The 12,136-nt window shown below is 65.5% G+C and carries 11 protein-coding genes and 1 pseudogene; 10 read left to right on the forward strand and 2 right to left on the reverse strand.

The window, feature by feature from the left end; genetic code table 11:
- From ACNFOC_RS41220 to ACNFOC_RS41245, 6 genes and pseudogenes are all read left to right on the forward strand, one after another.
- Window positions 1-1,088, forward strand: a 1,088-nt coding sequence (locus tag ACNFOC_RS41220; RefSeq protein ID WP_416964142.1) for a glycoside hydrolase family 18 protein, incomplete at its 5' end; no start/stop codon positions are given.
- 57 nt (window positions 1,089-1,145) lie between these two features.
- Window positions 1,146-2,657, forward strand: coding sequence for a glycoside hydrolase family 16 protein (locus tag ACNFOC_RS41225; protein WP_416964143.1), 1,512 nt, complete (start codon window positions 1,146-1,148; stop codon window positions 2,655-2,657).
- A 329-nt stretch (window positions 2,658-2,986) separates the two neighbouring features.
- Entirely contained in the window at window positions 2,987-3,502 is a 516-nt protein-coding gene (locus tag ACNFOC_RS41230; RefSeq protein ID WP_416964144.1) for a lamin tail domain-containing protein, read from the forward strand.
- Window positions 3,503-3,674: 172 nt separating this feature from the next.
- Window positions 3,675-4,172, forward strand: a pseudogene (locus tag ACNFOC_RS41235) (tyrosine-type recombinase/integrase); the annotation flags it as partial.
- Between the two features lie 173 nt (window positions 4,173-4,345).
- Window positions 4,346-4,807, forward strand: a complete 462-nt coding sequence (locus ACNFOC_RS41240) for a DUF2199 domain-containing protein (protein WP_416964152.1) — start codon at window positions 4,346-4,348, stop codon at window positions 4,805-4,807.
- 397 nt (window positions 4,808-5,204) lie between these two features.
- Complete coding sequence (locus ACNFOC_RS41245) at window positions 5,205-6,131, forward strand: phosphotransferase family protein (RefSeq protein ID WP_416964145.1); 927 nt, start codon at window positions 5,205-5,207, stop codon at window positions 6,129-6,131.
- A 22-nt stretch (window positions 6,132-6,153) separates the two neighbouring features.
- Here ACNFOC_RS41245 and ACNFOC_RS41250 read toward each other — a convergent pair whose 3' ends face one another.
- A complete protein-coding gene (locus ACNFOC_RS41250) occupies window positions 6,154-7,581 on the reverse strand; it encodes an NsdA family TPR-like regulatory protein (RefSeq protein ID WP_521986346.1) in 1,428 nt (475 codons plus the stop codon).
- A 249-nt stretch (window positions 7,582-7,830) separates the two neighbouring features.
- Between ACNFOC_RS41250 and ACNFOC_RS41255 the strand changes: the two genes are divergently transcribed.
- From ACNFOC_RS41255 to ACNFOC_RS41270, 4 genes are all read left to right on the forward strand, one after another.
- The gene (locus tag ACNFOC_RS41255) at window positions 7,831-8,367 is read left to right on the forward strand and encodes a bifunctional DNA primase/polymerase (RefSeq protein WP_416964147.1); all 537 of its coding nucleotides are present in this window, start codon (window positions 7,831-7,833) and stop codon (window positions 8,365-8,367) included.
- A complete protein-coding gene (locus ACNFOC_RS41260) occupies window positions 8,357-8,677 on the forward strand; it encodes a hypothetical protein (RefSeq protein WP_416964148.1) in 321 nt (106 codons plus the stop codon). Before ACNFOC_RS41255 ends, ACNFOC_RS41260 begins: the two co-directional genes overlap by 11 nt.
- 4 nt (window positions 8,678-8,681) lie before the next feature.
- Window positions 8,682-9,002 (forward strand): hypothetical protein, encoded by a 321-nt coding sequence (locus ACNFOC_RS41265; RefSeq protein WP_416964149.1) that lies wholly within the window; start codon window positions 8,682-8,684, stop codon window positions 9,000-9,002.
- A gap of 1,074 nt (window positions 9,003-10,076) precedes the next feature.
- Window positions 10,077-10,490 carry a hypothetical protein gene (locus ACNFOC_RS41270; protein ID WP_416964150.1) on the forward strand — a complete coding sequence of 138 codons (414 nt, stop codon included), beginning with the start codon at window positions 10,077-10,079 and terminating at the stop codon, window positions 10,488-10,490.
- A 189-nt stretch (window positions 10,491-10,679) separates the two neighbouring features.
- On the opposite strand, the gene ACNFOC_RS41275 is transcribed toward ACNFOC_RS41270, so the two are convergent.
- Window positions 10,680-12,136: restriction endonuclease (locus tag ACNFOC_RS41275; protein WP_416964151.1), on the reverse strand; the 1,457-nt coding region annotated here is incomplete at its 5' end.

The raw sequence follows: 12,136 nt of genomic DNA on the forward strand, positions 1-12,136 counted from the left end.
TGTCTGTCTCGTTCACCCTCCCGGCCCTCCCCAGCGGCCTCTCGGGCGACGGACTGAACGTCCTCAGCAATGCCCGCTCCAACGGCTTCACCCCGGACGTCGTCAACCTGATGACCATGGACTACGGCTCCTCGGGCACCGACATGGGCAACGCCGCCAACACGGCCGTGGACGCCGCGGCGAGCCAGGTCGCGAGCGCGTTCGGCATCTCCACGTCCGCCGCGTACGCCAAGCTCGGCAACACCCCGATGATCGGCCAGAACGACAGCGCGGGCGAGATCTTCACCCTCGACAACGCCCGCAGCGTCGAGGCCTTCGACGCCTCGCGGGGGATCGCGCTGGTGTCGTACTGGTCGCAGAACCGCGACAACGGCGGCTGCCCCGGCTCGACTTCGGCCTCCGGAACGTGCAGCGGCGTCAGCCAGAACACCGGTGACTTCGCCCGGATCTTCCAGCCGTTCACCTCCGGCGGCAGCAGCGGTGGCGGGGGCACCGGCTCAACTGTGCAGGCGCTGCCCGGCACTTGGGCCCAGTGCGCGAGCGAGAACGGCACCTGCGCCGTCAGCGGGACGACGGCCGTGGCCTACGGCGCGAGCGGCAGGTTCAACTACGCGACGGAGACCGGCTCCACGCCCTGCACCAACGCCGTCTTCGGCGACCCGGTCTCCGGCACCGCCAAGTCCTGCTACGGCCAGAGCGCCCCACCCGCGACCAACGTCTGGACCTCCTGCGCCGCCGAGGGCAGCACGTGCGCCTTCTCCGGCGTGATGACGGTGGCCTACGGCGCCGGCAGTTCCTTCAACTACGCGACCCTGCCCGGCGGTACGGCGTGCACCAACGCCGTGTTCGGCGACCCGGCCTCCGGCACCGCCAAGTCCTGCTACCTGATCGGCGCCCCGCCGTCCTTCGCCACCTGGACCAACTGCGCGGCGGAAGACGGCACTTGCACCTTCTCCGGCACCCACGAGGTGGCGTACGGCGCGGCCGGACGGTACGTGTACCGGTCGGTCTCCGGGTCCACCGGGTGCGGCAACGCGGTCTTCGGCGACCCCGTGTCCGGTACCGCGAAGTCCTGCTACGTGCAGTGATGCTCTTCTCCCGAGGAAGGCCGGACGATGTTCAGACCGAAGTTCACCTCAAGGAGGATGCGCACCACCGGACGCTGGTCGCGCACCAGGCGACTGGTCTGGCTGGCGACGCTGGCCCCGATGGTCGCCCTGCTCTACGGCACCACGACCGCCCAGCCCGCGACGGCCGCCGCCCCCGGAGCCCCCTCCGGCTGGTCCACCGTCTTCACCGACGACTTCAACGGCCCGGCGGGATCGGCTCCTTCGTCGGCCAACTGGAAGTTCGACACCGGGCCGGGTGCCGGTTTTGGGACCGGTGAGATCGAGACGATGACCGACTCCACCGCCAACACCCACCTCGACGGCAACGGCAACCTGGACATCACCGCGCTGGGCTCCGGCAGTTCGTGGACCTCGGGCAGGATCCAGACCCCGACCGCGAACGTGGGCGCACCGGCGGGCGGCCGGCTGGAGGTCACCGCGTCCATCCAACAGCCAAGCCCCGCAAGCGGGTTGGGCTACTGGCCCGCGTTCTGGATGCTGGGCCCCGGCCAGTGGCCGGAGAACGGCGAGATCGACGTCATGGAGGACGTCAACGCCCTCTCCGACGTGGCCGGCACCATCCACTGCGGCACCTCCCCGGGCGGCTCCTGCAACGAGGGCACCGGTATCAGCAGCGGCCTGCGCGCCTGCTCCGGCTGCCAGAGCGGCTTCCACACCTACTCGATGATCCTCGACCGCACCGACACATCGGCGGAGACGATCACGTTCTACCTGGACGGCAACGCCTACTACTCGGTCTCCGAGGCCCAAGTAGGCACAGCCACTTGGCAGGCGGCCTTCGACCACAACCAGTCGATCATCCTGGACCTGGCGATGGGCGGCACGTTCCCCGACGCGGCCTGCGGCTGCACGACTCCGACGTCCTCGACATCGTCGGGCGGCACACTGAGCGTCGACTACGTGGCGGCGTACACCACGACGGGAAGCGCCACCGGCTCCACCACCCAAGCCCTGCCCGGCAGTTGGACCCAGTGCGCGAGCGAGAACGGCACCTGCGCGCTCAACGGCACCTCGGCGGTGGCCTTCGGCGCGAGCGGCCGCTTCACCTACACGACGGCCACCGGCTCAACTCCCTGCACCACAGGCGTCTTCGGCGACCCGACGTCCGGAGTGGTGAAGTCCTGCTACGCCGAGGCGGCACCCCCGGCAACGAACATCTGGTCCGCCTGCGCGTCCGAGAACAACACATGCGCCTTCTCCGGCGTGATGACGGTCGCGTACGGCGCCGCCGGTTCGTACCGCTACGCCACGCTGCCGGGCGGCACCCCCTGCACCAACGCGGTCTTCGGCGACCCGGTCTCCGGCACGGCGAAGTCCTGCCACGTCGTATCGCCACCGCCGACATTCGCGACCTGGACGACCTGCGCGGCGGAGAACGGCACCTGCTCCTTCTCCGGCACCCACGAGGTGGCGTACGGGGCCAACGGCCAGTACTTCTACGGCAGTTTCACGGGCGGCACCCCGTGCACCAACACCGTCTTCGGTGACCCGGCATCAGGAACGGCGAAGATCTGTTACTACCAGTAACAATGCGCAGGTGGGAGGCCCGCCGTTACTCACTTTCGGGTGACGCTCCCGACGGGCCCGGGGTGGCGCGCCCTGGCGATCGCGGAGGTCGGCCCAGTGCCCACAAGGCTCGTCGGCTTACCAGGGCGTCAACCTGGTGCATCAAGCGCATAAATGGACGGTACAGGCGACAGTCACGGAAATACGACCGACTCGTAACGTGATTCACGTATCGCTCATATCGCGTCCGTCCGGTGGAGAAGGTGTGGGTGTGCGGCCAACAGGCCGCCACCCGCACACCGCACAGCCCGGGATCCGGCCGTAGCCGTATCCAGGGAGGTGCCCGCACCATGCTGGGGGAACCCGTGACCTCTTCACCTTCCGTGTCCGTCCGCCGTCTGGCCGCAGCCGCTCTGGCTGCCGGCGCTCTCGTCGGCGCGGCGGCACTGCCGGCGACCGCGGCCGACCACGCGGCCCGGCCGAGCGTGGAGATCAGCCGCGTGCAGTACGACTCTCCGGGACCGGAGGACCGCTCCGCCCGTTCGCTGAACAACGAGTGGGTGGAGATCACCAACCACGACCGCCGCAGCGTCAACCTCGACGGCTGGAAGCTGTCGAACAAGGACGGCCAGACCTACACCTTCCGCCACTACCGCCTGGACGGCCACGCGACCGTCCGCATCCACACCGGGGTGGGCCGCGACACCAGCCGCGACCTCTACCAGGACCGCCACAACTACACCTGGGACAACCGCTCCGACACCGCCACCCTCCGCAACGACCACCGCCGCCTCGTGGACGACAAGTCCTGGGGCAACCACGGCGGCCACGGCGGCGGCGGTCACGGTGGCGGGGGCCACCGCTGATCACCTGCACCACGACGTCATGACGCCATGACCCCGTGACGCCATGAGGTGACGTAAGACCTGCGGCGCGCTTCCCCATCCAGGGGCGGCGCGCCGTTTGCCATTCGTCGGCGGGGCGAGAGGGGCTGGAGAACCTTGTCCTACGTCGCAGACATCGGGCGGCCGGCAATGTCGTATCGAGCTGGCCAAGACGCGACCGGCGGCGGGCAAGGCGTGGACGGACTCCGGGGAGGCGCACGACCGGCGGGGCCCGAAGCAGCGTGCGGAGGGTGAGGTGCGCATCGTGTCTATCCCGCCTCCGCTGGTGCGCCTGCTCCGTGAGCATCTGAAGGAGTTCGGCACCGCCAAGGACGGCCGGCTCTTCGTCAGTGAGCGGGGCAACGTCGTAGCGGCCTCGTCGTACTCGCGCGTGTGGAAGCAGACGCGAGAGCTGGCATTCCTGCCCGAACAGGTCTCGTCGGTGCTCGCCTTCCGGCCGTACGACCTGCGGCACGCCGGCGTGTCCCAGTGGCTCAACTCCGGTGTGCCCGCACCGGAAGTGGCGGCACGCGCCGGCCACTCGGTCGACGTGCTGCTCAAGATCTACGCCAAGTGCGTCGACGGCCAGGAGCAGGAGATGAACGAGCGCATCATGCAGTGCCTGGGGGAGGTGGATGGCCTCACTGACTGACACAACCGCAAGACCGACGGACCGGAGCCCCGGGCTGCCTAGCCCGGGGCTCCGGTCCGTCTGCGTGTATGTGGACGATCGCGCGTGATCAGTGGCTGGTTAAGCTCCCCGCCATGGCGAACGATCTCGGCTTCACATGCTCATGCTGCGGGGAGCACCACGCGGAGCTTCCGATGAGCTACTCCACCATGGCTCCTGACGTCTGGGACCAGAACTTCGCAGACGATCCCGACAGCATGTTGTCCTCCGACCAGTGCGTCATCAAGGGTCAGCATTGCTTCATCAAGGGCCTGATCGAGATACCGGTGATCGGCAGCGAAGACCCCTTCTCCTGGGGCGTCTGGGTCTCCTTGAGCCGGGACAACTTCGCCCGAGCCCTGGACATGTGGAACACTCCCGGTCGCGAAGCTGAGAAGCCGTACTTCGGCTGGTTGACCACTGAGTTGAGCCTTTACTCGCCCAGCACGCTCAACCTGAAGACGAACGCACACACCCGTCCACTCGGCCGGCGTCCCTTCGTCGAGCTGGAACCCACCGATCATCCCCTCGCCGTCGAGCAGCGCACTGGCATCACCCAGGACCGTGTACGTGAGATCGCTGAGGCCGTCCTCCACCCCAACGGCGACAACGTCTGATCTGACTCACACGACCGGCGGACGGTTGGTCTACAGGGGTATGTTGAAGGCACGCCGAACACGCGCTGACCTGCCGCGAAGCCCCTCAAGATCAACACGCTATTACAACGTGATCACTGGCAAACGGCTGCTTTCGGCGGCAGTCGTCTGCATAAACGCGAAGACCCCGTCTTCAGCTAAAGCGCTGATCGCGGGGTCTTTGGGCACCTTATAAGGGGTGCCCCCGGCAGGATTCGAACCTGCGCACACGGCTCCGGAGCCCAGGTGAGACCGTGACTCTTTTTGGTGTCTGACCTGCGAGGGAGTGGCATCTGTGGGGCCCGCTGAGCAAGGTCATCACGCCCCTATCACATGGGCGACCTGTTGAGCGGCAGGGTGGCGCCGTATGGTCGAAGGCATGATCTCGGGCAGCGGCGGGGACCAGGACGGCGGCACGGAGTTCACGGAGGAGGGTCTCGGGGCTGTCCTGCGCGAGGCGTGCGCGACAGCCCAACTCGACCCGGACGGCGCTGAGTTGCTGCGGCTCGGCTCCAACGCCGTGTACCGCTTATCGAAGTCACCGATCATCATTCGCGTTGCTCGTGACCTCGACGTCCTGGAGGACATGGAGCGGGCGGTACGGGTTGCGCGGTGGCTGGAGGCGGAAGACCTTCCGGCTACTCGGGTGCCGGCGGGCATCACGCAACCGTTGGTGATCGGCGGCCGGGTTGTGACCATCTGGGAGAGCGTGCAGGAGCGCGAAGAGTACGCCACGGTAGGCGAGTTGGCCGACCTGCTCCGCCGTCTCCACTGGCTTGAGGAACCCGAGTCCTTGAGGCTGCCGTACTTCGACCCGTTCGCGAAGCTGTCGGGCTCTCTGAGGCAGATGGACGGCGTCCCGGAGGAAGACCGCACGTTCCTGGAGGACCGTGCCGCAAAGCTCCACAAGGACTACGACCGGCTGGACTTCGTCCTCCCCTTCGGGATGATCCACGGGGACGCGAGCATCGGCAACGTGCTCCGCCACCGGGACGGTCACGCGGTACTCATCGACCTCGACGGCTTCGCGCTAGCTCCGCGCGAGTGGGATCTGATCCAGACCGCGATGTTCTACGACCGGTACGGCTGGCACACGAAGGCCGAGTACGCCGAGTTCGTTCACCGGTATGGCTTCGACCTGATGAACTGGCCCGGCTACGAGACCTTGGCGGATCTCCGTGAACTGATGATGGTGTCCTGGCTCGGCCACCAGGTCGCCGGCAGCGAGCGTTCCGCGGCGGAGTTCGCGCGGCGCGTGCGGTCACTGCGTACCGGCGAGGGACGAGATGAGTGGGGCCCGTTCTGAGCGGCCGTCCTATGTGCGGGAGTTAGACACTGACGTGAGCCTCGGACGCCACCCAGAGTCTGTGTTCTCCGACTTGCTCCGTGAAGGCTCGCGCTTCGGTGGTGTTGCCGACGGCTGCGAGGCCCTGCCGAAACTCGGCGAGGTAGCTGACGCATCGAGCTGACTTGAGCTGCTCGCCGAGGTCGAGGGCATCGAGTGCCACTCTGCATGCCTCCTCGACGTCGCCGGCACGTAGGTGCGCGTCGGCGAGAACCATCGTGGCGAAGAAGTCGCTTCGTACGTGACTGCCGCTCATGGCGTTCTCGGCGTGGGCAACGGCCTGCCGTGCGCTGTTGACGTCACGGAAGCAGTGCGCGGCCTCGGCGGCAAGTTCGGTCTCGTCGAAGTAGCTGATCCATTCGGGCTCGTCGTCGCTGTTGCGGCTCTCCAACGCCCTGGTGGCTGCGCTCAGAGCGGCTTCGCAGGCTCGCACGTCGCCAGTTCGGGCAAGAGCGCGGGCTTCCATGACGTGGAACTGGGCGCGCAGTGTCGGAGTAGCCACGGGGGAGATGCCCATCAGGGCGGCACGGGCGAGTGTCGCGGCCTGGGTGTAGCGACCGAGGAACGTCGCCTGATGACTCATGGCAGACAGGATGCTCCCGGCGAGCCGACGGTCGTTGGCGTCCTGGGCCAGTCGGAGGGCCTGGAGGAAGTACCGCTGTGCCAAGCCGTGTCGGCAGGCGTCGTAGGACATCCAACCGGCCAGGAGAGTTGCCTCGGCCACGGTGGAGAACAAGGCCCGCCCGACTTGCTCGGTGTACTGCCCGCGCAGGAGCGGTGTCACTTCGGTGCTGAGGTATTGGACGGCTGCGTGCCGAGCGTGGTCGCCACCGAAACGGTCGTCCAACTCGGCGAACATGTCCGCGGTGGTCTTGATGGCGGCTACGTCTCCGAATCCGACGCGCATTCCATCCCGATGTTGCCGAGGAACGGCCGGCTCGGGTGCGACCAGCCACCGAAGCGAGGCTTCGTTCCATGCGGGCTCGGACGGCTCGGCCTGTAACAGGGGCTCGTAGCGGTTCAGATCAGCGCGCCACAGCAGGCCGACGGTCTCGATGGCCCCTTCGGGGCTCGCCGGATAACTGGCGTCAAGGAGTCCGGTGTCTCGCTCGCCCTCGTGGTTCAGCCCCAACTCGGCGGCGCTGAGGCCGTACGCCTCACACAGAAGCGGACCGTAGAAGTCGTCCGGCGTGCTGTGCCCGTTCTCCCAACTGGCAATACGGCGCTTCACACTGGCGTCCGACGGAAGTTGGTGGCCACGGCGGAGCGCAACCTGACACAGCTCCCGAACCAACCGCGGCTGACTCCAGCCGCGACCTACACGGGCTTGCCGTAAGTGAACGCTGATCGGCTCCAGCGAGGACGTGACCGTTCCCTCCCCACTTGTACATGGGTGCGACTTCTGGGGCACGCGATTCTTTGGCTTCTCGACCGAATGTACGCGCTGTTCACCGGTGCGCGCTGCAAGTAACCGGAGTTCGCGGGTTGTTGACCCGTGACGGGGGATGACGCGTGCACTCGGGACGTGTCATCCCCCGTCACCTCTCGTCATCTGCCCTCACCAGGGTGGTGCCCCTGAGTCTGGACACCAGGCGGCATTGCGGCCGCAACTGGGTTCTGACCGAGGTGAGATGACGTGCAGAGGATGACCAGAAGTGGCATGGAGTGGCTCTCCGCCGCAGCGGACGATCCCGTCGAGTGTCGGCAAGTGTGGGCGGACGATCCCCGAAGGCCCTGCGCGCTGTCGACCGGCCGCTTTTTCGACGTGCTGAGCGTGGACCAGCGTCTCGGGTTGGAGATGTTCGACCGTCTTCGACGAAATGGCATGCTGTTCGGGCCGGCGGTCGTCGACCGCAGGGCGCAGCGAGTCGGCTTCTTTCTGGGCTCGCAGGGCCGCGAGGTCTTCACGTACTACCTCGAACGCGAAACGTCATCGCCACCGTCGTACCGGTACCTCGACGACGGCTGCGCCATCGTCGTCCCCGGAGCCATCCCTCTGTCCGAGGACCGCTACCAATGGCTTCGCGCACCTACCCGCCGACCGGAAGCCAATCCGCGGCGCCCGGTCGCCCTCGCAACCGTCCTGGTTGCCTCCGCGGAACTCCTTGCAAGGATGGACCGCTTCGACGAGAAGTATCCGACGCCCTACTCGGCGGTCGTTGCCCTCCCTGAGGAGACGACCACAGATGCCGGATGAGCCGACCCACGAGCGCGACGCTGCCGCGTGGTCGCCTCTCGACAGCGACGGCTGGTACGCGGCCCGAGACGCGACCACCGCATTGCGAGACGTCCTCGTTCGCGCCGGCCTGGAGAAGGACTTCCCTTACCTGCGCGCGGACGTGAACGCCTTCGGGCACGGCCTCGTGGACTTGGGCCGCGTGTCCCCGGCAACGGCTGAGCGCCTCGCGGAACTCCTTCGCCTGGCGCTGGCAAGCGGATACCGCCGAGACAGAAACGACGGAAGTCACGGATCGTCCACTGCCGAAGAACACGAGGGAAGGGCCTGACGCCATGACCGACCGGCGCGGAGTGGTGGCCAAACGAGCCGAGAACTTGTCACCTGGCGTGCCCTACGTACGCGGCTGGAACCGCGCACGGCGAGGCGCTGGCACCCTGGCTGATCAGCTCGTGTTGCTCGGCCTGGACTCCGACTTCGTCGGCCTGGTGGCCGACGTGAACGTCTTCGGTGACGGGATCGTGCAGCTCGGGACCGTTCGGCCTGAAGCGGCCGAGCTGTTGGCGAGGCTGATTGCGACGGGACTGGCTGCGGAGCCGCGTGACACGACGATGAACGTGTCTGTGCCACCACCTCGGGAAGCGCCCGTGGCATGAACTGCTCCTCGACGGTTGGTTGGCCTGGCGCTCGGCCGGGACCGGCGCCCCAGCGCCGCAGCCCGGACGAACGGCAGGCCAACTGCTACATCAGCTTGAAAAGCTGCGTGGGCGCCGGGGCCAGGTCGGCAACCCGATCTGGGCGCGTGGGACCTCGTGAGCGTCATCCCGTCGGTCGTCTGCACCTTGATCCCCGCTAGACCTGGTGCTGTTGCAGTGAGGGGCTCGGGCGGAGGCGGAGACTTGTTCCTATTGTGAGTATATTCTTTTCTGGGCGTTTTCGCCCTCTTTTCGCCATCAACGGGAGGCATCAAACTGGCGAGATGGCTGAGGCATCACCCTACGACGAACAACTTGACACGCTGATCGCGCTAATTACATACATGGGATTAACGAGATGGCGCAGTCGTTCCCCCAACGGGCTGGCCCAAGATCTTGGTCTATCCGAAATGGCCGTGACACAGGCACTTAATGAATTTCCCGGAATTTTTAGAAAGAGTGCGAACTTGTATCCCACTGGAGTTGGTCCACAAAACTCTTATACCTTGCATGCACGCTTTGCGCGAAGAAGGCCTCGGGGGGAAGATCCTGCTAGTCAGCAGCCCCCAAACACTCAGAACCTTGCACTACTAAGTGATCCAGAGCCCACTCAAGATGGAACTGGAGAAGAGTTAGACGCCGACACACTTCGAGCGTTGTTGGATTTTGTCACCGGTCGAGCAGAGGCTGAGCGTTCAGCGCGTCTGCACGCTACATCTCAGAAATATATTCTTCTTGGTGTCGTAGTGGCCTCTTTGGCTAGCTTGCTTACTACCGTGGTCCAATTACTTCGGTAACTACGTCATTGGTGAAACATAGTGTGCAGTATCGACTCCGCAGCGGGCGTGCATCTCTATCCTCGTTGGGGCCAGCCGCAAATGTCAGAATATTCTGATCCGTAGCTGTACAGAGATCGACCAATGGGGGGCATGCAAGTTGTTCGCAGGGGTCGCTGTACTTCGCTGCCGCACTGCCTCTGCCGCGATTCACTTACGGACGGGGTAGTTCCGCTCAGCGGAAGGGCAAGAAGCTCTCATGGGGGAATCAACCGATGAAGCGAACGCACGCCAGGCGGCCGCAGGCGACCGGCTGTGGCAGCACTGCCTTCACGAGGACAATGTGCGCTACCAGCAGGGCAACCTGTTCTTGGTAGCTCAGTCCCTCTTGGCCGTGGCCTACGCCACCATCCTGGCTTCTGGTGACAGAAACCTGCCCTCCGCTCAGGTGATCGCAGCGTTCGGGATCGTATCCACGGTTGGCTGGTTGTACGTCGGACACCGATATTTTAAGTACTTTCGAGCGATACAACGCCGCGCAACCGCATTGTTCTCTGAGTATGCGGAGACTTTGACGTGTCGGCCACCGGGTTGGAGTTCGCTGCCACTAATCGTGTATGCACTACCCTCGTTTGCCGCCCTGATGTGGATAGTTTTGCTGGTGATCTCATAGATGGCTGCACATCGCCATCAGCTTGGGAAGCTGTGGGCATTTGGGGCTGGTTCGGGCGCGGCCTCGTCGGGCTGGGCTGCTTCACCGTGGTTCCCCGCTGTTCCCCGCTGGATCTGGTGCGGTTGTGGTGCGGCAGTCGAGGCATTGGCCAGCCCATGTCGTCACGATTCGCTGGCCTGGAGCTCGTTGTCAGGAGCGACGTTTGGGCGGAACCGGCCCTGGAATCACGTCCTTTCCGAGATGCTCTTTGATGAGGTACTTCAGCTCGGGACCTTCGATGAGCTGAAGCCGGCCATGCTGCCGGGCGAATTCGTGGCTTGCCCTGCCGAACCATGAGGTGGTGATCAGGATGCCTTTCGCGGCTCGCTTGTGTTCCACGACCCCGGCAAGGGCTTGGACGGATTCGACTCCGACGAGCTTGCTGTAGCGCTTGGCCTGGATGATGCACTCGCCGTTGAAGACGGGGTCTTTGCTGATGGCTACGGCGTCGACTCCTTCGTCCTTCGACGCCTGGGTGTTCCATGCCTCCATGCCGATCGCTTCGAAGAGCTGGCGGATCAGGTGTTCGAACTCCGTCGGCGACAACTGCACGAGTACTGGCCTGCTGTCGAGGCCGGCGACGACGTCCATGCTGTCCATCAGCCGGTACTTCGACAGGTCGAACTCGATGATGGGCCTGACGGGCTCCAGATCGTATGGATTCGGCGACACCAGTGCGTTGAGGTGCTTCAGACAGTGGACCGGGTCGACCTGGCTCAGTCGCAGCGTCGCGAACTGGTCCCTGCTCGTGCTGAGAGTGATCAGGCAGGGTGAGACCTCTTGCCCCGTAGCGCGGTCGACAGTCTTCACGTGACCGTTGAGCGTTACACCAGTAATGATCTTGCCCGTGTCGCTGGCCAAGACCTCATGAACGGTGCGCAGCGCCACTTGGGCGAGGACTGACGCGTACGTCTCCTTGCGCTCCTTCTCCGGACGGGGGACCGCCGTCGTTTCGTCGCGAGACTTGATGTACTTGTAGCCTCGCGCGGCCGGAACACACTCCTCCAGGGGGAGCTGGATCTCGATCAGTACGTCGCCGGTTGCTGCGCGGAACGCGATGCGATGTCCTCGTGGGAATCCCGCTGGATAGGCGGAGGCGTCCAGAACCTCCCCTAGAAACCACTCGACCGCCTCTGCTTCTCCAGCGCGATATCTCTCACGCCGCTGGTCCAAGGCCTCGTTGAACTCCTGCGCTTCCCGCGCCGCTTGGACCTCCCGCAGGTCGTGCGCGATCCGCTTCCGCTCCAGCGCGGTGCGCCGTTTCTCCTCCGCGCGCTGGTGGTGTTCCTGTGCCTCGCGGAAGCGTTCCTGAGAAGCCGCCAGTTCGGTGTCGTATCTCTTCTTGCCCAGCCCGAGCAGGGCCGATAGCTTGCCGGGCTCAGGTGGGGCGAATTCTTCCCACCGCGGCGCGAGTTCCGGGCGAGACCAGGGACGTTCATCGAACGCTGTCGGCGTGTACAAGCGACGCAACCGCTCGAAGGAAGCTGGCGCATCCCCTACCAGGGCGTCCCGCAGCAACTGTCGTAACTGCTCCGCTTCATGCTCGACGCCGATGGTTCGAACCTGTGCGAGTTCCGCCTGCCGCTGCTCGTACGCGACCTTCTGCT

It is taken from the genome of Streptomyces colwelliae (assembly GCF_048158785.1).
Classification (GTDB): Bacteria; Actinomycetota; Actinomycetes; order Streptomycetales; family Streptomycetaceae; genus Streptomyces.